Consider the following 18,700-nt stretch of genomic DNA (forward strand, 5'->3'; position numbering starts at 1 on the left):
GAGACACTACCCGCCGTTCCGACGTAGTACGAGCGCGTCCATTTGATACGGTCGTCGTATCGCTGATTGTAGTACCGCGCGGAGATGCCCTTTAGCCAATTGACGAGCAACGACGGTTCGTTGCGCGGCGGACTTCCCACGAACAGGTGTACGTGGTCGGGCATGATTTCGACCTCTACGAGTTCGAGGTCTTTGTCGTCGCATATCTCCGCGAAGATGGTTTTGAGACGTTCTTTGGTTGCGCCCATCAGACGTGGCTCCCGGTACTTCGGGATGAACACTATGTGGTAGTAGAGTTCGTATTTCGCGTGACGGGTACTCTTTACCATCTATGCATACTATAATCAGATTGATACTTAAACGTGCCGACAGAACCCCGGCAGTGCTTTCGGCGGCGGAAGATTAACGAGAATTACGGCGCGTATCCCCGCCCTGAAGGGCGAGGCTTTGCGCCTGTTTCACGTAACGTGGTTGCGACCGGTCCGATCGGGTTCTCGTTCACTCGGTAGCGATCCACTGTCCCAGCTGCTTCGAACCGGCGACGATCCTCGAGTCGCGGACGGGACCTCGAGGCCGTCGCTTCGAAAGGTTATTTGTCGGGAAGAGAAACGTCGAAGGTGACGAGTTGGGTTCGCCCGTCGTCGTTCAGCCCTATGCTATCACAGATCGCTTTGGATCGCTCCGTCGGCGTGACCGAATACATCCGAGACGTCCTCCCGGAGTGGTCGGTCCAGCTTTTCGAACTCGCGGCGCTGTTGGGTGACGAACTCGTCGTCGTCGGCGTGTTACTGGTGTTCGTCACCGCTGACGTCTACCGATCCGTTCGGCGGGGCTCCGACCGGCTCGTCTCGGATCGCGTCGCGTTCGTCTCGGCCGTCGTCCTCGGCGGGCTGGCGCTGACGCTCGTGGTGAAGACGACGCTCGGATTCCCGCGACCGCCCGAATCGTTGCAGGCGGTCCCGCGCGAGGGAGACGGGTTTCCGAGCGGGCACACGATGGCGGCCACCGTACTCTGGGGTGCACTTGCGCTCTGGGGAGCGCGATTTACCGGTCGCCAGCGGTTCGGTCTGGCCGCGGTACTGGTGGGACTCGTCGGCTTCTCCCGGCTCGCACTCGGCGTCCACTACCTCGTCGACGTGCTCGCGTCGGTCGGATTGGGGATCGGTTATCTCGTTCTCGCAGCGGCAGTCACCGGCCGCGAGCCCAGGTTGGCGTTCGCCGGCGCGGCGGTGCTCGGCGGCGTCGCGGTGCTTTCGACCGGCGGCGACGCCGACGGCTGGCTGGCGTTCGTCGGCTGCGTCGGCGGGGCGGTCGGCTGGTGGCTCACGACCCTCCCATCGGTTCGGGCGGCCTGGCAATCGGTCACGTAACGTCTTTTGCGCCGTCGACCGGCTCTCCACCGCCCGACTGCTGTGCGGAACGCGGCGACCAGATCGTCGCGCTGGCGGGTGAGGACTCTCGAGGACGGTGTCGTCGAAACCCGAAGCGACCACTGGCGAAACCCGGCGACCGTCGGCGGAATGCGCCGAGGTCAGTAACGGAAACTGGAGCGAACAGAGCGACGACTGGGTATTCGTCGCCGCTCACCGGATCCGAATCGGTACTCGAGACGACCACCGCCGAGCCGGCAGCGAACGGACCGTGGTGACGACGGGGCGCTACCGGCAACGCTGGTGAGTCCGTTCTCAGGAGCTGAAAGTCACCGCGAGTAACCAGTCCAATACGGTCCGGCGAGTCGTATCGATCCGCAGTGAGATCGCGTTCACACCGATCACGTACTGCGGTTTCAAAATGTTATCGCGGTGAGCTCCGGTCGGAGTCGATCGACCGCTGACCCGGCGTGAAAACACCCTCGTGCCGGGCGGAAGGGACCGCCAATAGATCTCTAGCCGGCTTCTTATTCAGGGCAACCAACAGATAACAAAGACCATCTTCGGGATAGACTGGTTTGCGTCGCAGACATTCAGCGGCGAAAGACCCTCACAGGTCGTTTCAAAGCTGATGCGACAATAACCATGAACAGACGATCACAGCTTACGACAGTATTCGTCGCCCTGATGGTCGCCATCTCGATGGTCGGGATGGCCGGCACCGTGGGCGCGAACGGGAGTATGGATTCGGATCGAACAGTGCACACGATGGAGAACGGGGAGGACGTCTATCTCGTCTTCGGCGTCGACCTCGGCGATCAATCGGTCGAGGAGTTTATTGACGATCACGTGACGGACAACCCTGGTGAACCCGCAGCTGACCAGGACACCGTCTCCGAAGTGATCCAGTACCAGGACGTTGGCCAAGTTAACATCAACGAACAAGGTGAAGCCGTCGCCATCGCGATGGACGGCGGCGAGGCCACGGCCATTCAGGAAGCGAACCAGCAGAACGCGAACACCCAGGAGGGTGCCGCGTCCGCGGACAACAACGCAGGTGTCAGCCAGGAGACGACCATCGAAGAAGTCGGTGACGTCTTCGTGGTCATGGGCGACGAGAACGGCCAGGAGTACAACGGCTGGGGCGCCGTTGACGAGGACGGTGAGACGACCGTCAGCCAGGACGCCGAAGCCTCCGTCAGCCAGGCCCAGGCAGTCAACCAGGCGAACATCGTCCAGAACAACACCGCACTCGCGTTCGCGGAGAACGGTAGCGAGGCGACCGCGGTGCAGATGACCGAGCAGTCCAACATCAACCTCCAGGAAGGCTACGCAAGCGCGACGAACGTCTACGGCGCCGACCTCGAGGGCGACAAGGACCTCCACGACGAACACAAGAAGTACGACGGTGACAGCACGGCTCCGAGCGCGGAGCAGGACGCTGACGCATCCGTCGAACAGGCCCAAGAGATCGAGCAGGTAAACAGCATCGAGATGGGCAGCGCGATCGCGATCGCAGTCGGTGAGGACTCCTCCGCGACCGCCGTCCAGATCACCGACCAGACCAACCTGAACGAACAGCTCGGAACCGCCGAAGCCATGAACGTCCTGATGGACTCCGCGGGGATGCACGTCGCAACCGCGAGCGCCGACGGCGCGACCGATGTCGTGACCCAGGACGCCGACGAAGAGTACAGCGACACCGAACTGAAAGGCGATGAGGCCAGCGACGTCGGCCAGACCGCCGAAGCGAACGTCACGCAGTACCAGAGCGTCGAGCAGGTGAACATCAACCTCGACAGCTCGGCCCAGGCGATCGCCACGGACGGCAGCACGGCCGAAGCCGTTCAGCTGACCTTCCAGCAGAACGTCAACGCGCAGATCGGCTCCGCCGAAGCGCTGAACGTCTTCCTGGAAGACGAGGAGATCGACTACGACGAGGCGAAGGACCAGTACGAGGGTGCCATCAAGACCTCGACGACGACCGCGATGGTCAACGGTGACGGCCTCGCCGACGCCAACAGCACGACCTTCGACTACGACGGCGACAACGAGCAGCTCAACGACGTTGAGCAGTACTCGAGCGCCGACGTCGAACAGAGCCAGGAAGTCGCACAGACCAACCTGCAGTCGAACAACGCGCTCGCGATCGCCGAAGACGAGGGCGACGCCTTCGCGTTCCAGATGACGATGCAGGAGAACGAGAACGTCCAGTTCACGTCCGCTGAATCGGCGACCGTCGCCGAAGGCGCAGTCGGCGACGACGCCGACGAGGACGAGGACGCGAAGGACCACGACGATGACGAGAAGAAGACCGACGACGATGCGGACAAGACTGACGACGATGATAAGTCCACCATCGAAGCGAACGAGTCCGACGCCGATGACGACGAGCAGAAGAAAGAGGACGACTCCGTGCCCGGCTTCGGTGTCGTCGTCGCACTCGTCGCAGTGCTCGCCGCCGCGATGTTCGCCCGATTCGAACACTGAGCACCGCTCGCGAGTAATTAGCTCCGGTCGGAATTGACCGCGAGATTCGGCGATTCAATTTCAGCGATTCATTTTCTCTGCGCTCACTACCTCCGAGAGCGGTGCCACACGTATGGCAACGGCTCGGGTACGAGCTGTCAGTGTACACTCGGTACGTATATAATACAGCTACAGACGACAGTGTCCGCGACCGCTCACTCGAGCGTCTCGTCGGCCGCCGAGGCGTCGATATCGTCGTCCGCGTCCCGATGTTCCGCGAGCGCTTCGTCGATCGTCAACTCGCCCGCGGCGACCCGACGCGCCAGCAACTCGTCGATCGCCCGATTCTCCTCGCTCCGCTCGCGCGAACGATCCTTGATCACCTGGAGCTCGCCCGCGGTCGGCTCGATCTCGCGCGTGTCGACCACCTCGCCCTCGAGGCGCGCGATGTTCACCGCCGCCAGCACGTCCCCCATCCCCCTCGAGCCCGTACCGAGGTACGGCGTCGTCCCCGTCTCGTCGACGAGTTCGACCGTGACGTCCTCGAGGTCGTTGACGAGTTTTGCGCTCTCGAGGCGAGAGCCGTCGCCGATGCGGACGACGGGCGAGGTCGCCTCGTCGGCTTCGCGCTGAATCACGTCTACGGCGTCGGAGATGGGGACTTGAAAGGCCGCGACGATCATCTCTCCCGCGAGGATGGCGATGCCGGGTTTGCGGCCCGGATCGACGCCGATGATGGTTCGGCCTCCCTCCCCTCGAACCGCCGTCAGCGCCTGGTCGACGGTGCGTCTGGGGTCGTCCGGGTCGGCGACGATCGTCGTCACGCCCGCGAAGGCGTCGGCGTTGTCGGCGCCGGTGACGACGACCGTCGTGTGTTCGGGCAGCTCGGCGTCGGGTTCGATGGTCGTGAACTCGGAGCCGCGATCCCGCAGTTCGTTGACGACGCCGTGGTACACCTCGAAATCTGACGTGGCGACGACGATCACGTGTCGGTGTTGGTCTCGAGCGTGAATAAACGTGTGTCAATTTGGCCCGAGAAGCCGCCGTTGCGGTGGCGCGCGCTGTCGATCGTGTCCGAGCGAAGCGAGGTTCGAGCGGAGTGAGAACCTCGGAAAGAGAACGGTGAACGGAGTGAACCGTGAGCGACAGCGAGGGCCGATCGCCTACACTGTGCGAGGACGTCGCGAGTAACACGAGCGACTGCGTGGAAGACGCGAAGCGTCTTCCTATGAATGAGCGAACAGCGTGAGCGAATCGGCTGGGGAGGGCGTGGAAATCCCTGTTGCCAGTAACTGTAGAGCGACCGCCGTCGCTGTCAGTGATCGATACGCGTGCGCATTCTGTTCACTTTGGGCGGCCAGCCGTGACTCGAGAGAACGAAGAAAGCGGAGTTTCCTGCGACTCGTGGCGGCTAGGGTTGCCACATCCTCCCCAGCCGATTCGCTCACTCCCCGTGGTCGTTCGCTCATCCCTCGCACGGCAACGGACCGCGTCTCACTTCACGTTCGCCGCGGTCCGGCGCGCGCCACCGCACGTGGGTTGATCGGTCCGAAGAGGGTGTGGACGATCTGCGAGGCACTCGAGTCCGCTCGAAACCCGCTTCCGGATCGGCGAGTCGGCCGATCACCGACGTATTCCGGGGGCTTTTTGCACGCTTCCTGCCAACTCGAACCGTGAACGACGAGGCGATCCCGACCGGCTGTGCCCCGGTCGACGAGTTACTCGGTGGGGGATTCGAACGCGGGACCGTCACGCAGGTGTACGGCCCGCCGGCCGCAGGGAAAACGAACCTCGCGCTCTCGGCGGCGGTCGAGACGGCCGCGGACGACGGCACCGCCGTCTACATCGACACCGAAGGCGTCTCGGTCGACCGCTTTCAACAATTGCTCACCGCGCGCGTCGGCGAGGACGACGTCGAGGCCGTCGCCTCCCGGATCGTCGTCGAGGACGCGCTGGACTTCGAGGAGCAGTCCGAGGCCGTCCGCGACGCCGAGGAGTTCGCCGAGCGCGCCGACCTGATCGTCCTCGACAGCGCGACCGGCTTCTACCGACTCGAGCGAACCGGCGACAGCGACGACGGCGAGGCGCTTCGCGGCGTCGCCCGACAGGTGACCCACCTGCTCTCGCTCGCCCGAAAACACGACCTCGCGGTCGTCCTGACGAACCAGGTGTTCGCGGATCCCGAGGCAGACCGCACGCGCGCGCTCGGTGGCAATACCTTAGAGCACTGGACCGGCGTCGTCCTCCGCCTCGAGCGATTCCGCGGCGGCAACCGGCGAGCCACGCTCGAGAAACACCGATCGAAGGCGGTGGGCGAGTCCGTCCAGTTCCGAATCACGGATTCGGGACTCGAGGGTGGCGACGACTCGAGTCGGTTGTAGGACGGCGCACTCGCTGGCGCGTTCGGTAGCCAGCAGCAAAAAATCGTAAAATCGAGCAGTCGGTACGTTTACAGCTCGTTCAGCTTCCGGAGGAGCTGCCCGCGGTACTCCTCGTCGCTGGTGACGCCTTTGACCTCCAAGACGTTGCGCTCGAGTTTGTCGATGGCGACGCGGAAGGCGTTCTCGGCGCCGTAGCCCTCGCCGGTGCCGGCGACCTGGCCCTTGTTGGTCCGAAGGCGGATCTGACACTGGACGAGGTGCGTGCCGCGGAGTTTCTCGTTGTGCTCGTGGAACCGCACGTGAGCGTGCATCACCTGCATGTCGGCGTACTTGTCGGCGACCTCCTCGATGCTCTGGACGATCGACTCCCGGGTGATGGTGTCGAGCATCGAGATGTTGGTGATCTGGACGTCCATGTGCTCCTCCTCGGTGAACGTGAGCGCGCGCAGGATGTCGGTCTTGGTGATGACGCCGATGACGACGCGGTCGTCGTCCTCGGGGGTGACCATCAGACCGGCGTAGTCCTTCTCGAGCATCGTTTCGACGGCTTCCTTGGCCGTCACGTCGAGCGTCGTAGTCTCGACGGGGCTGTTCATGATGTCGTAGACGGGGACGTCGAGCAGCCGCTGGGAGTCACCGACGCGGTCGCCCGTCGTCGTCGTGTGGTTCTCTCGGATGACGAAGTCAGCGATGTCGTGGGTGGTCACGACGCCGGTGAGAAAGCCGTTCTCGTTGAGGACGGGGAGCCGAGAGATGCCGTTCTCTCGCAGGTAGTTGATCGCCTTGCCGATCCCGTCGTCCTCCTGTAAGGTAACCGGATCGTCGGTGTAGATGTCCTCGACGGAGAGCGCGTCCAGGTTCTCGAGGACGGCCTCGAGGATTGCGTCGTCGGTGATCACGCCCCAGAGCTCGTCGTGTTCGAACACGGGCGCGACCTTCGAGTTACTCTCGATCAGCAGACGTGCGGTCTCCCGGACGTTCTCCTCGCGGTCGATTTTCGGTGCCGGATCGTTTCGACTCGGTTTGATCAGCGCCGCCACCTTCGCGTCGTCTTCGACGTGTGACTGGAGGACCTCCCGCTCGCTGATGACGCCCTCGTACGCCCCGTCGTCCGTGACGATAATTCCCTTGGGGTTGCCGTTCTCGAACGTAGAACGAACCTTCCCCATACGCTGCCCGACGTCGACTTCGATGTAGTCCCTGGTGGCGATATCAGCGATATTCATCGTTCTATCAGAGTATACTGTCGCCGGGCTTTTGAACATACCGCACGTTTTGGCCGGGTGGAAACGAGGCCGCTAATCGACGCAGGGCCGATAGTTTTGGACATCGCGCCCGTAGAAACACGTAATGGCACCCGACATCAGCGTGCTCGGTCGGTACACCTACCTCGCGACGGAACTGGTCTGGGGAAGCGTTGCCCTCGTATTACTCCATCGAGCGAACGCGCTCCGGAAGGCCGCCGTTACGATCCTCGCACTGTACCCAATCGCCTACCTCTGGGACCGCTACACCCTCGCCGTCGGCGTCTTCGACATCAAGCTTCGGACCGGGATCGATATCGCGGGGATCCCGCTCGAGGAACACCTCTTCATGGCGGTCGTGCCCGGACTCGTCATCGGCTTCCACGAAACCATCTTCGGCGCGGAGTAATCGCCACCTACGCCGACGATTCGAGTGTCAGTCGCTGCAATGGACCACGACTGTCTTATCCCGCCCTCACAACCGTACGGACGATGGAAGACCGGCGTCCGTCGACCGATCCGAACGACAGCGATCCCACCGATAGAGCCCTGATTCGGGGGATCCTGCGATTTTTCGTCGCCGTCGCGCTGATCGGGGCGCTCGCGTTCGGCGCCGTGCTGTTCGCACCGACGGTTATCGACGATATCGGCGGCGTCGAGGAGTTCGAGAGCCCCAACGGCGTCGATATCGGCACGCAGCCGTCGCCCAGTTCCGATCCGCCACCGGCCGGCGAGCGCGATCCGAACGTTACGGATCCGAACGACCCCGGTAACTCGACGTACGACGCGGACGTCGAGACGATCGATTCGGAGACCGTCGAGGACTTCGTCCACGCCGGGGTCAACGAACAGCGAGCCGAGCACGGCCTCGAGCCCCTCGAGTGGGACGGCACGGTCGCCTCCGTCTCCCGCGCTCACAGCTACGACATGGCCGACCGCGACTACTTCGACCACGTCACCCCCGACGGCGAAGAGCCGATGGACCGCTTCAACGACGTCGACGACTACTGCCGGGGGTACGGCGAGAACATCGCCCTGACCTACATCGACCGGCCCGTCCAGAACCCCGACACGGACGAGACGGATCGCCACGAGACCGCGGAGGAACTCGCGAACGGGCTCGTCGATCAGTGGATGAACTCCCCGCCGCACCGACAGGCGATCCTCGAGGAAGACGGCGTGCCCGACTGGGATCGAGCCGGCGTCGGCGTCTACCTCACTGACGACGGCGAGGCCTACGCGTCGCACAACTTCTGTCGCGAGTACTGACCGACCGGTGTCGTCTCGAGTCTCGCTGCACGATCGGTTGGTATCTGAGCCGACACTCACCCGACCCGGAATCTGTGCCGGATTGACAGAGCTTTGAGGCTGGATCCCTGGGTTCCGGTATGGACGTCCCTGAGACGGCGAAGTCAGTCTATCGAACGGCAACCGACCGTGATATCTCCTTTCTCGCGGCCGGCTTTGCTTACTACGCTTTCGTCTCGCTGATCCCGTTGGTGATCCTCGCGCTCGTCGTCGGCTCGTTTCTCGGCGGGGAGGACGCCGCCGAACGGCTGATTCTGGTCGCCGGCGACTTCCTCCCCGAAGCGGGCGAGGACCTCGTGCTCGAGGCGCTGACGACGGAATCCGGTCGCGCAGAGGCGACGATCGTCGCCCTCGGCGTCGCCTCGTGGGGTGCGCTCAAGGTCTTTCGCGGCCTCAGTCGCGCTTTCGACACCGTCTACGGCCGGACCGGCGAAGACACGCTCGTCGATCAGCTCAAAGACGGCGCCACCGTAATTCTCGCCGGTGTCGGTGCCCTGGCGCTCATGATCGGTATCGGGACGGTGATCGGGCTCGCGGCCGACGTCGTCCCGTTCGCCGGCCTGCTGAGCTGGGCCGTGTTGCTGGTCGGGCTCGTCCTCGTCTTCTTCCCGATCTACTACGTGTTGCCGCCGATTCCGGTCGACGCGCTCGAGGTTCTTCCCGGGGCCGTTTTCGCCGCCGTCGGCTGGACGGTTCTTCAGGCCGGTTTCCAGCTGTACGCGGCCAACGCCGGCCAGTATCAGGCCTACGGCGCGGTCGGCGCCGTTCTCCTCTTCGTTACCTGGCTCTACTTCGCCGGCATGCTCATCCTGTTCGGCGCGGTGCTCAACGTCGTCCTCTCGGAGCTTCGCCTCGCCGAGTAGGCGGCCGAAAACGCGACACTGGAACGGGGAGGGACGGCCCCGGTCGTCGGCCACCACCGCTGTGGGGAACAGTTATGGTTCCGGCACGGCCAGACCTCCACAATGAGCGACGACCAGTCACGGCGGTCCGCCGCCGACTCCGGTGCCGACGCGAGCGAGTCGGCCGACGACGCGGACGGCGACGCCCTCGCACCGAGCGGCGGTCCCCAGCGAGTCGTCTCCGACCAGAGCGTCGACGACATCCTCGACTCGCTCGGCGAGACGAAAGCGAACGTGACGGGCTCGAGCGAGTCTCCGGCAACGACCGCGGACGAAGAATCCACGACGGTCGAGTTCGACGAGGACGAGGTGCCGGCAGCCGAGGACGCAGCGACCGACACCGGCTCGAGCGTCGAAGCCGACACGGAGCCGGATACGGACGGTACCGAAACGGACGCAGACATCGAAGAACATTCGGACGATACCGAAACGGATGCTGACGGCGCTAAAACGGACGCAGACGCCACATCGTCGGTCGACGCGGCGGCCTCCTCTCTCCAGGCCGAGACGGCCCGCACGGAGGACGAAACCGAGTCGATCGATGAGTTGGCCGCCCGCATCGAAACCGGCAGCGTCACCGGCGCGGACGTTCGGGCAGCCGAAGCGGGTGACGGGCGCGAGTCGACGCCCGACGTCGACGAAATCGAGCTGTCGATGGACGACCTCGAGGCCACGCAGGCCCAATCGAAAACCGGCAGCCCGAGCACGGCTTCCGGATCCGACCTCGGTGACGACGCCGGCCCGCTCGCTGGTTCGATTCCGCGCGACGACGGCGACTCGAGCGACGACGGGGAGGACGAGGCCGAATCTCTCGGACTGCTCGGCCGGCTCAAGCGACTCTTCGGCGGATAACGACGCGAGCGGCTCGTTTCGGAGCGCCTCCCAGTTTTCTCGAGTTCGGTACGCCTCAGCCGACCAGCGTGATCAGTACGAACAGCGTCAGGATCGAAACGAGCGTCGTCGCGAAGACGTTCAGCGAGGCGAACTCCGTGTCGCCGCCGAGTTCGGACGCGAAGACGTAGGTCGAGACGGCCGTCGGCGTCCCTAACATTACGACCGACGCGGTAAACGTCGCCGAGTTGACCGGGAGCGTCGAGAAGACGAGCCACGCGAGCGCGGGCATGCAGACGATCTTCAGCGCGACGATGGAGCCCGTCGCGCCGAGATCGGCCGTCGGAAGATCGACCCGGAGCGTCGCGCCGACGCAGAGTAAGGCCAGCGGGAGCGCGAGCGAGCCGACGGCGTCGAGCCCGACGGCGGCGGTTCCGGGAACCGCGAGTCCGAGCGAGCCGACCGAGAGACCGCAGAACAGCGCGACCAACACGGGGTTCGTCGCGAGTCCGCGCAGTTCGTCGCCGATCGCCGCGTCGGCCTCGTTGAGCGTCGAGAGGAGGACGATCGTCAGCGGGACCTGTACCAGCGACAAGACCCCGAGAATCACGCTCGCGACCGCGGTGACCGACGCTCCGAACGTGGCTGCAATCAGCGGAAGCCCGAGATAGCCGAGGTTCGAGTGATAGGACTGAATGATCGCCACGCTGCGCTGTCCGGTCGACTCTCGGTTGCGGTGAACGAACCACGCCAGTACGGCCGTCGCGAACAGCACGAACAGTAGCCCGCCGATCAGCATCGGCGAGAGCAGATCGCCGACCGACTGATCGTACGTCGAGACGAAGATCAGCGCCGGCAGCGCGACGTAGTAGGCCACGGCGTTCAGCGTCGCAGTTCGGCCGGTATCGAGGACGCCGGAGGCTCGAAGCCCCGTTCCGAGGAGGAGCACGACGAGCAACGCCAGGAGCCGGCCGAGGACTTCCACAGCGGTCTCGAGTCGACTCGGACGTTTTTACCGTTCGGTTACGGGTGACTGTGCAAACACGTGACAGGGACCGAGCGGCGAGTCGACTGATCGACGTGTCGATACGTTCGGCTACCGACCGACAGGTCGGAAGCCCTTTGAACGCATTCGATAATGGACTGGTACTGCCGTGAGTCGGATTCCGAACCCGCTGCGTTTGACGATCCTCTACATCGGTCTCTCGCTTGCACGTCTCGGGCTGATCGACCGAGAGCGCGCCGTCCAGACGACCGTCCTCGCGTGGCCCCGCATCGTCACCGGGATCGCGCGGATGTCCAAGAGCGCCGTCGACGTCGCGATGGTCGGCGTCGCGGTCGGCACCTCGGCCGTCGCGGGCGTCGGGTTCGCGGGGCCGTTCTGGGGGCTCGCGTTCGCCATCGGCGGCGGGGTCGCCGGCGGAACCATCGCGCTCGTCTCGCAGCGATACGGGGCCGACGCCTACGACGAGTTGGGGCTGGCCGTCCGCTCGAGTACGCTGCTCGTCGTCGTGGTCAGCCTCCCGGTCGCGGCGTGTTTCTGGTTCTTTTCCCACGAGTTCATCTCGCTGCTCAGCAGCAACGAGTCGGCGATCGATCACGGTGCGACGTACTTACAGGTCGTCGCGCTCGGCATCCCCTTTGCCGGGCTCAACCTCGTTGGGAGCCGGACGCTCGTCGGCGCGGACGACTCCTACATCGCGATGCAGATCCGCGCCGGAGGCGCGATCATCAACATCGGACTGAGCGCGCTGTTCATCTTCGAACTCGGATGGGGCGTCGCCGGCGCCGCGCTCGGGACGGTGCTCGCGAACGTCGCCGTCACCGCGACGTTCGCGGCCGGCATCAGTGCGGGCTGGCTCCCGATTATCGGTGCGTTGCCAATACAGGTCGATCCGCTGGGCACCTACCTCGATCACGAGACGCTTCGGGACATCGTGACGATCGGACTCCCCGTCGGCGGACGAAACCTCGTCTGGACCGTCGCCGAGTTCCCGATGCTCGGCATCCTCGACATCTTCGGCGAGAACACCGTCGCCGCGTTCGTCATCGCGCGGCGCATCTGGGGCATCATGAACACGCCCGGCTGGGGCTTCGGGCTGGCCTCCTCGAGTCTGGTGGGCCAAGCGCTCGGGCAGAACGACGAGCGGACGGCCGAGGCCTACGGGCGTGACATCATTCGATTCGCCGTGGCAACCTATCTCGTCAGCGCGGTCCTCATCGCGCTGTTCGCGGAACAGATCGTCGTGCTCTTCGCGGACGATCCGACGAGCCCCGAGATTCCGATCGCGATCACACTCGTCTACGCCTCCTGCGTCGCGGTCGTCTTTCAGGGAGTCGCCGGCGCCGCCGCCGGGCCCCTCGACGCCAGCGGTGACACGAAAGTCCCGTTCGCCAGCCAGTTCGTCGGGATGTTCCTCGTCTCCATCCCGCTGGCGTACCTCGGTGCGACGACCGCGCTGGGCTACTGGGGCCTGTACCTCGCGTTCGTCGCGGAGACGAGCGTGCCCGCCGCGATCAACTACTGGCGATTCCGCACCGACAAGTGGAAGGCGATCAGCGAGACGTACCGGCCGGACGTGGCCGTTGCGGACGATTGAGGGCTGAGACTCGAGACCGTGTGCTCGCCGATCGGTCGTTTCGAGCGGAGATCGAACCCGCTTCGATCGGGTTGTGATTCGACGTGGCCGTAATCTCGTCCATCGGAGTGAGAACGAACCCCCCATGGTAAAGGTTAACACCACCCATAGCATACGGAACGTCTAACCGACACGAGATCGGTGCCCATGCCAGAACAGTCAGCACACACCCAGTCCGTCACGCTATCGCTGCCGCTCGAGGAGCGGTGGACGCTCCATCACGTCCTCCTCGATCGTATCGAACAAGAGCGCACGGCAACGGATCCAACGACCATCGATCCGCCGCCAGTCGAGGTGTTCCAGGCGTTCGAGACGCTCGATACGGGTCACACCCGTTTTACGATCGCCCAACTCGACGCGATCCAGACGGTCCTCGCGGCGTACCATCACTCTCCGACGTGGTGGGAACTCGAGCGGCCGCAACTCGAAGCGCTCCTCCATCACGTCTCGAGTGCCATCGACGGCCGCGAACCGGCGGTTTCGGCTGACTGATGGGTGCTCGAGCGGTATCGTCGACTCGCGACACGCTCGAGAGCTCGAAGTGATGTTGGTCGTCAGAAATAGGGTGGGACAGATTTGAACGACGCCGAGACGTTCTTGCTCGCCCCCTTCGGTCGCTGCGCGAACTGCGACTCGTCTCGTTCAAATTGCCCGGACAATGGTTCCAACGCAGACTCGTCGTAGTTCGAAAGGCGCGGAGCATCTTTTGTCATCACGAAACGGCGAAGCCGCTCTGAACGACTCCGCACCTCATTGTTACGTCGGTAAATGGGGTTGGGGCAGATTTGAACCACGGTCGTTCCGCTTCGCTTCACTCCCTGATTCAAATCTGCCCAACGTCACGATCCTGTCGCTCGCGAATTTGCTCGCGACAGAAGTAGTGGGTTGGGGCAGATTTGAACTGCCGGCCTCCTCCATGTCAAGGAGGTGTCATAACCAGACTAGACCACCAACCCGCCTGGTTTCGCTTGCGTGGCCTCCGTCGCCACCTTGTCTGCACTCATTGATTGCCCACCACCGTAATTGAAGGTTTCGAATCGACCGCCGTACGCGACTCGCACCCACGCACCCCGCCGATACGCTTAAGTTGATGTACTGATTTGGACATTACAAGACAACTACGTACATTGGTGTTCACTATGCAGGAGTATGTCGAACGAGTAACTGACGGGGAGGATCTCACACAGAACGAGGCTCGAGCGGCCTCTACGGCGGTCTTCGAGGAGGCCACGGAGGCACAGATCGGCGCGCTGCTCGCCGCGCTGCGAGCGAAAGGCGAGACGGAAGCCGAAATCGCCGGCTTCGCCGAGGGGATGCGCGAGGCGGCGCGAACGATCTCCCCCGATCGGGAGCCGCTGGTCGACACCTGCGGCACGGGCGGGGACGACTACGACACGATCAACGTCTCGACGACGAGCGCGATCGTCACCGCCGGCGCCGGCGTTCCGGTCGCCAAACACGGCAACTACTCCGTCTCCTCTTCGTCCGGCAGCGCGGACGTCCTCGAGGTCGCGGGCGTCAACGTCGAGGCCGAACCGCCGGCCGTCGAAGACGCCATCGAACGCGACGGGATCGGTTTCATGCTCGCGCCCGTCTTCCACCCCGCGATGAAGGCCGTCATCGGCCCGCGCAAGGAACTCGGGATGCGGACGGTGTTCAACGTGCTCGGGCCGTTGACGAACCCCGCCGGGGCAGACGCACAGGTCGTCGGCGTCTACGACCCCGATCTCGTCCCCGTCCTCGCGGACGCCCTCGCGCGAATGGACGTCGACCGCGCGCTGGTCGTCCACGGCGCGGGCACCGACGAAATCGCGATCCACGGGGAGACCGTCGCCGCGGAAGTAACTGGCTCCGACGTGGAGGCATACACCCTCGAGCCGTCCGATCTCGGTCTCGAGCAACACGATATCGAGGCCATCTCGGGCGGCTCGCCGGAAGCGAACGCCGACGACATGCGCGGCATCGTCGAGGGGACGGTGACGGGTGCCAAACGGGACGTCATCCTCGCGAACGCCGGCGCGGCGATCTACGTCGCCGGCGAGGCCGACTCGCTCGAGGCCGGTGCCGACGCCGCGCGCGAGGCCATCGACTCCGGGTCGGCGGCGACGAAATTCGAGCAACTCCGTTCTGGAACCGCAGAGCAGGTCCAGCGATGACTCGCGTGAAGATCTGCGGCCTGACCAGCGAGACCGACCTCGAGACGGCCGTCGACGCCGGAGCCGACGCCCTCGGGATCATCTGTGACGTGTCCGTCGACACGCCCCGAGAGGTCTCCATCGAGCGGGCGAAAGCGCTCGTCGCCGCGGCCCCGCCGTTCGTGACGACCGTGCTCGTGACGATGCCGTCCGGACCGAACCGGGCGATCGAACTGGTCGAGGAGATCGAACCAGATGCGGTCCAGTACCACGGGAGCATCCGACCGGGGGATTTGGCGTACCTGCGCGCGAAGATCGACGCCCAACTCCTGCTCGCGGTCGACGCGGACGATGCCGAGACCGCCGCGACCTACGACGACGTGGTCGACGGGCTCATCGTCGACACGCCGGGCGAGAACGGCGGCGGCGGCACCGGTGAAACCCACGACTGGGAACAGACGCGACTGGCCGCGGTCGACCTCGAGTCCCCATTGATCCTCGCGGGCGGACTCACCCCCGAGAACGTCGAGGACGCAGTCCAGACGGTCGAACCGTTCGCCGTCGACGTCGCCAGCGGGGTCGAAGCAGAAGGTGGCGTCAAGGACCCCGACGCCGTTCGATCGTTTATCACCCGAGCCACGAACGCCCGCCGACCGGCGGAGCTCTGACCAATCGATTCCAGCATGAGTGACCCAGACCCCCAATCCGACGCGACGCCGACGCTCGACATCGACCGCGAGACCTTCCGCGAGCACGCGGGCGACCGCGACGACCGACCGGCGGTCGTTCGAACCGTCGCAACGCTCGACGTCGAGACGACGCCCCTCGAAGCCTACGCCGCGCTCACTGGACGGTCGCCCTCGAGCGACCGGGAGCGGTCGCCGTACGCCTTCCTGCTCGAGAGCGCGGAGAAGACCGCCTCGAGCGATCCGGACGGCGCGTTCCGGCCGAGTTCGGCGCAGACGGATCGCCACGCCCGTTACTCCTACGTCGGCTACGATCCGGACGCCGTCGTCACGGTCGAACCCGAGGGGACGACCGTCGAAGCACTCAAAGATGACGTCCCGCTCGACCTCGTCGAGACGACCGACGACGGCGACACCGTCGACGCCCTCCGCGCGGCGATGCCCGACGTTCGGTTCGCGAACGCGCCGAACCACGATCGCCAGCACCTGACCGGCGGGCTCGTCGGCTTTCTCGCCTACGACGCGGTCTACGACCTCTGGCTCGAGGAGGTCGGCCTCGAACGGCCCGAGTCGCGGTTCCCCGACGCGCAGTTCGTCCTGACGACGAAGACGCTCGCGTTCGACGAGCGCGACGGGACGATCTCGCTGGTCTGTACGCCGATCCTCGAGGCCGACGACGATCCGGACGCCGTTTACGACGCGCTCCTCGAGGAGGCGAGCGCGGTCGCGGCAACGCTGCGCGGGGCCGAGCCCCCTGAGACGGGCGGATTCGTCAAAACCGACGAGGTCGCGGGCGCCAAAGACGTCTACGAGGAGAGCGTCGAGCGCGCCAAAGAGCACGTCCTCGACGGCGACATCTACCAGGGCGTCGTCTCCCGGACGCGAGAGCTGTACGGCGACGTCGATCCGCTCGGATTCTACGAGGCGATGCGGGACGTGAACCCCTCGCCGTACATGTACCTGCTCGAGCACGACGACCTGACCGTCGTCGGCGCGAGTCCGGAGACGCTGGTCTCCGTGCGCGGCCCCGAGATCATGTCGAACCCGATCGCCGGCACCTGCGACCGAGGAACCGGTCCCGTCGAGGACCGACGGCTCGCGGGCGAGATGCTGGCCGACGAGAAGGAGCGCGCCGAGCACACGATGCTGGTCGATCTGGCCCGCAACGACGTGCGCCGGGTCGCCGAAGCCGGCTCGGTCCGCGTCGACGAGTTCATGAACGTCCTCAAGTACAGCCACGTCCAGCACATCGAGTCGACGGTGACGGGCGACCTCGCGAGCGACGCCGACGCCTTCGACGCGACGCGCGCCTCCTTCCCCGCCGGCACCCTCTCGGGGGCGCCGAAAATTCGGGCGATGGAGATCATCGACGACCTCGAGACCGAACCCCGCGGCCTCTACGGCGGCGGCGTCGGCTACTACTCGTGGTGTGGCGACGCGGACTTCGCGATCGTGATTCGGACCGCGACGGTGGAAGAAGGCGCGGCGCGTGACGCCGCGGATCAGCGAGCGGGGAGGGACGACCCGCGAACAGAAGGGGAGCGAGATCGAATTACCGTGCGAGCAGGCGCCGGACTCGTCGCGGACAGCGATCCCGAGTCCGAGTACGAGGAGACCGAGAAGAAGATGGGCGGCGTGCTCGCCGCACTCGAGGAGATCGAAGAGTCGGACGAAGACGAGGAGTGCGCCGCAGACGACACCCTCGAGAGCCCGGAGGTGAGCCGATGAGCGCGACGGGCGACGAACGCGTAGCGGACGCGAACGGTGAGGGCGAGACGGAGCCGCTGACGGTGCTGTTCGTCGACAACTACGACTCCTTTACGTACAACCTCGTGGAGTACGTCAGCCAGCAGGCCGGCACCGAGACAGAAGTGCTGAAAAACACCGCGTCGCTCGAGGACGTGCGCGCGGTCGACCCGGATGCCATCATCATCAGCCCCGGCCCGGGACATCCGAAGAACGACCGCGACGTCGGCGTCACGATGCAGGTTCTCCGGGAACTGAGTCCGGAGGTGCCGACGCTCGGCGTCTGTCTTGGCCTCGAGGCCGCCGTCTACGAGTACGGCGGCAGCGTCGGCCGAGCGCCCGACCCGATCCACGGGAAGGCCTCGGCCGTCGACCACGACGGTGCGGGCGTCTTCGCGGGGCTCGAGCAGGGGTTCCGCGCGGGGCGGTATCACTCGCTGGTCGCAACGGAGGTTCCGGACTGCTTCGAGGTCTCGGCGACGGCCGAACACGGAGACGAGACGCTCGTCATGGGCGTCCGCCACCGCGAGCATCCGATCGAGGCCGTGCAGTTCCACCCGGAGAGCGTGCTCACGGCGGTCGGTCACGACGTGATCGAAAACTTCCTCGAGTCGGTCGCGGAGGACTGAACTGTCCGGCAGTGCCGAGGGATTCGTTGCTGTATCTTCGTCAACGGTAGCGCACTGCTGTAACGCACGCTAACTATACGTTCGAGTTCGCACCGGGCCGCTCCCGGGGACGGATATTTACGTCACGGGTCAGTAGCCGAGAGGACAGCTCTCGGTCGAATTAAAAGAACGGGATGAACGACAGGTCCGTCACGCCGGCCGTATAGAGGCCGGCGAGCACGACGGCGGAGACGATTCCGACTCGGATTGCCAGTTTGATCGCGATGCGGATCGCAATGATGGCGACCGCGACGGCAGCAAGTCCCGCGAGTACGAGCAGGACCATCGATGATGGTTCGACCATATCGACTCCCCGTACTA

At 64.9% G+C, this 18,700-nt stretch carries 18 protein-coding genes and 1 tRNA gene; 13 read left to right on the forward strand and 6 right to left on the reverse strand.

Annotation, left to right across the window (positions count from 1 at the left end; all coding sequences use genetic code 11):
• Positions 1-329: IS200/IS605 family transposase (gene tnpA, locus BLT08_RS16570; RefSeq protein WP_139171320.1), on the reverse strand; the 329-nt coding region annotated here is incomplete at its 3' end.
• 324 nt (positions 330-653) lie between these two features.
• On the opposite strand from tnpA, the gene BLT08_RS16575 reads away from it, so the two are divergent.
• Together BLT08_RS16575 and BLT08_RS16585 are read left to right on the forward strand one after the other, a co-directional pair.
• Entirely contained in the window at positions 654-1,370 is a 717-nt protein-coding gene (locus BLT08_RS16575; protein ID WP_090310169.1) for a phosphatase PAP2 family protein, read from the forward strand.
• 645 nt (positions 1,371-2,015) lie between these two features.
• On the forward strand, positions 2,016-3,860 hold the full coding sequence (locus BLT08_RS16585; RefSeq protein WP_090310173.1) for a PGF-CTERM sorting domain-containing protein: 1,845 nt from the start codon (positions 2,016-2,018) through the stop codon (positions 3,858-3,860).
• A 194-nt stretch (positions 3,861-4,054) separates the two neighbouring features.
• Here the strand turns inward: BLT08_RS16585 and BLT08_RS16590 are convergent, their stop codons facing one another.
• Positions 4,055-4,825, reverse strand: coding sequence for a hypothetical protein (locus BLT08_RS16590; protein ID WP_090310175.1), 771 nt, complete (start codon positions 4,823-4,825; stop codon positions 4,055-4,057).
• 687 nt (positions 4,826-5,512) lie between these two features.
• On the opposite strand from BLT08_RS16590, the gene radB reads away from it, so the two are divergent.
• The gene (gene radB / locus BLT08_RS16595) at positions 5,513-6,220 is read left to right on the forward strand and encodes a DNA repair and recombination protein RadB (protein WP_090310177.1); all 708 of its coding nucleotides are present in this window, start codon (positions 5,513-5,515) and stop codon (positions 6,218-6,220) included.
• Between the two features lie 68 nt (positions 6,221-6,288).
• On the opposite strand, the gene BLT08_RS16600 is transcribed toward radB, so the two are convergent.
• Positions 6,289-7,446, reverse strand: a complete 1,158-nt coding sequence (locus BLT08_RS16600) for a CBS domain-containing protein (protein ID WP_090310179.1) — start codon at positions 7,444-7,446, stop codon at positions 6,289-6,291.
• A gap of 124 nt (positions 7,447-7,570) precedes the next feature.
• Between BLT08_RS16600 and BLT08_RS16605 the strand changes: the two genes are divergently transcribed.
• The 4 genes from BLT08_RS16605 (at position 7,571) to BLT08_RS16620 (ending at position 10,526) form a co-directional block, all read left to right on the forward strand.
• On the forward strand, positions 7,571-7,873 hold the full coding sequence (locus BLT08_RS16605; protein WP_090310181.1) for a lycopene cyclase domain-containing protein: 303 nt from the start codon (positions 7,571-7,573) through the stop codon (positions 7,871-7,873).
• A gap of 83 nt (positions 7,874-7,956) precedes the next feature.
• Positions 7,957-8,733, forward strand: coding sequence for a CAP domain-containing protein (locus tag BLT08_RS16610; protein ID WP_090310183.1), 777 nt, complete (start codon positions 7,957-7,959; stop codon positions 8,731-8,733).
• 119 nt (positions 8,734-8,852) lie between these two features.
• Positions 8,853-9,635 carry a YihY/virulence factor BrkB family protein gene (locus BLT08_RS16615; protein ID WP_090310185.1) on the forward strand — a complete coding sequence of 261 codons (783 nt, stop codon included), beginning with the start codon at positions 8,853-8,855 and terminating at the stop codon, positions 9,633-9,635.
• Positions 9,636-9,737: 102 nt separating this feature from the next.
• Positions 9,738-10,526 (forward strand): hypothetical protein, encoded by a 789-nt coding sequence (locus BLT08_RS16620; RefSeq protein ID WP_090310187.1) that lies wholly within the window; start codon positions 9,738-9,740, stop codon positions 10,524-10,526.
• 55 nt (positions 10,527-10,581) lie between these two features.
• Here BLT08_RS16620 and BLT08_RS16625 read toward each other — a convergent pair whose 3' ends face one another.
• Positions 10,582-11,490: an AEC family transporter gene (locus tag BLT08_RS16625; protein ID WP_090310188.1), complete on the reverse strand. Its 909-nt coding sequence runs from the start codon at positions 11,488-11,490 to the stop codon at positions 10,582-10,584.
• Positions 11,491-11,659: 169 nt separating this feature from the next.
• On the opposite strand from BLT08_RS16625, the gene BLT08_RS16630 reads away from it, so the two are divergent.
• Complete coding sequence (locus BLT08_RS16630; protein ID WP_090310190.1) at positions 11,660-13,105, forward strand: MATE family efflux transporter; 1,446 nt, start codon at positions 11,660-11,662, stop codon at positions 13,103-13,105.
• Between the two features lie 186 nt (positions 13,106-13,291).
• Positions 13,292-13,636 carry a DUF7853 family protein gene (locus tag BLT08_RS16635; protein WP_090310192.1) on the forward strand — a complete coding sequence of 115 codons (345 nt, stop codon included), beginning with the start codon at positions 13,292-13,294 and terminating at the stop codon, positions 13,634-13,636.
• Positions 13,637-14,025: 389 nt separating this feature from the next.
• On the opposite strand, the gene BLT08_RS16640 is transcribed toward BLT08_RS16635, so the two are convergent.
• Positions 14,026-14,100 (reverse strand) — tRNA-Val (locus BLT08_RS16640).
• A gap of 183 nt (positions 14,101-14,283) precedes the next feature.
• Between BLT08_RS16640 and trpD the strand changes: the two genes are divergently transcribed.
• The 4 genes from trpD to trpG are packed head-to-tail and all read left to right on the forward strand — an operon-like array spanning position 14,284 to position 18,340.
• Positions 14,284-15,300: an anthranilate phosphoribosyltransferase gene (gene trpD / locus BLT08_RS16645; RefSeq protein WP_090310194.1), complete on the forward strand. Its 1,017-nt coding sequence runs from the start codon at positions 14,284-14,286 to the stop codon at positions 15,298-15,300.
• On the forward strand, positions 15,297-15,947 hold the full coding sequence (locus BLT08_RS16650; RefSeq protein ID WP_090310195.1) for a phosphoribosylanthranilate isomerase: 651 nt from the start codon (positions 15,297-15,299) through the stop codon (positions 15,945-15,947). Before trpD ends, BLT08_RS16650 begins: the two co-directional genes overlap by 4 nt.
• 15 nt (positions 15,948-15,962) lie before the next feature.
• Positions 15,963-17,693: an anthranilate synthase component I gene (trpE, locus tag BLT08_RS16655; RefSeq protein ID WP_090310197.1), complete on the forward strand. Its 1,731-nt coding sequence runs from the start codon at positions 15,963-15,965 to the stop codon at positions 17,691-17,693.
• Positions 17,690-18,340: an anthranilate synthase component II gene (trpG, locus tag BLT08_RS16660; protein WP_090310199.1), complete on the forward strand. Its 651-nt coding sequence runs from the start codon at positions 17,690-17,692 to the stop codon at positions 18,338-18,340. Before trpE ends, trpG begins: the two co-directional genes overlap by 4 nt.
• Before the next feature lie 160 nt (positions 18,341-18,500).
• Here the strand turns inward: trpG and BLT08_RS16665 are convergent, their stop codons facing one another.
• Positions 18,501-18,683: a hypothetical protein gene (locus tag BLT08_RS16665; RefSeq protein WP_090310201.1), complete on the reverse strand. Its 183-nt coding sequence runs from the start codon at positions 18,681-18,683 to the stop codon at positions 18,501-18,503.
• Positions 18,684-18,700: the final 17 nt, after the last annotated feature.

It is taken from the genome of Natronorubrum texcoconense (genome assembly GCF_900100335.1).
Taxonomy (GTDB): domain Archaea; phylum Halobacteriota; class Halobacteria; order Halobacteriales; family Natrialbaceae; genus Natronorubrum; species Natronorubrum texcoconense.

What these genes read in the sequence shown, in the direction of transcription:
- BLT08_RS16575 (WP_090310169.1), top strand. Translation starts at nt 654, where the DNA reads ATGCTATCACAGATCGCTTTGGATCGCTCCGTCGGCGTGACCGAATAC.
- BLT08_RS16585 (WP_090310173.1), top strand. Translation starts at nt 2,016, where the DNA reads ATGAACAGACGATCACAGCTTACGACAGTATTCGTCGCCCTGATGGTC.
- BLT08_RS16600 (WP_090310179.1), bottom strand. Translation starts at nt 7,446, where the DNA reads ATGAATATCGCTGATATCGCCACCAGGGACTACATCGAAGTCGACGTC.
- BLT08_RS16605 (WP_090310181.1), top strand. Translation starts at nt 7,571, where the DNA reads ATGGCACCCGACATCAGCGTGCTCGGTCGGTACACCTACCTCGCGACG.
- BLT08_RS16610 (WP_090310183.1), top strand. Translation starts at nt 7,957, where the DNA reads ATGGAAGACCGGCGTCCGTCGACCGATCCGAACGACAGCGATCCCACC.
- BLT08_RS16615 (WP_090310185.1), top strand. Translation starts at nt 8,853, where the DNA reads ATGGACGTCCCTGAGACGGCGAAGTCAGTCTATCGAACGGCAACCGAC.
- BLT08_RS16620 (WP_090310187.1), top strand. Translation starts at nt 9,738, where the DNA reads ATGAGCGACGACCAGTCACGGCGGTCCGCCGCCGACTCCGGTGCCGAC.
- BLT08_RS16635 (WP_090310192.1), top strand. Translation starts at nt 13,292, where the DNA reads ATGCCAGAACAGTCAGCACACACCCAGTCCGTCACGCTATCGCTGCCG.
- trpD (WP_090310194.1), top strand. Translation starts at nt 14,284, where the DNA reads ATGCAGGAGTATGTCGAACGAGTAACTGACGGGGAGGATCTCACACAG.
- BLT08_RS16650 (WP_090310195.1), top strand. Translation starts at nt 15,297, where the DNA reads ATGACTCGCGTGAAGATCTGCGGCCTGACCAGCGAGACCGACCTCGAG.
- trpE (WP_090310197.1), top strand. Translation starts at nt 15,963, where the DNA reads ATGAGTGACCCAGACCCCCAATCCGACGCGACGCCGACGCTCGACATC.
- trpG (WP_090310199.1), top strand. Translation starts at nt 17,690, where the DNA reads ATGAGCGCGACGGGCGACGAACGCGTAGCGGACGCGAACGGTGAGGGC.
- BLT08_RS16665 (WP_090310201.1), bottom strand. Translation starts at nt 18,683, where the DNA reads ATGGTCGAACCATCATCGATGGTCCTGCTCGTACTCGCGGGACTTGCT.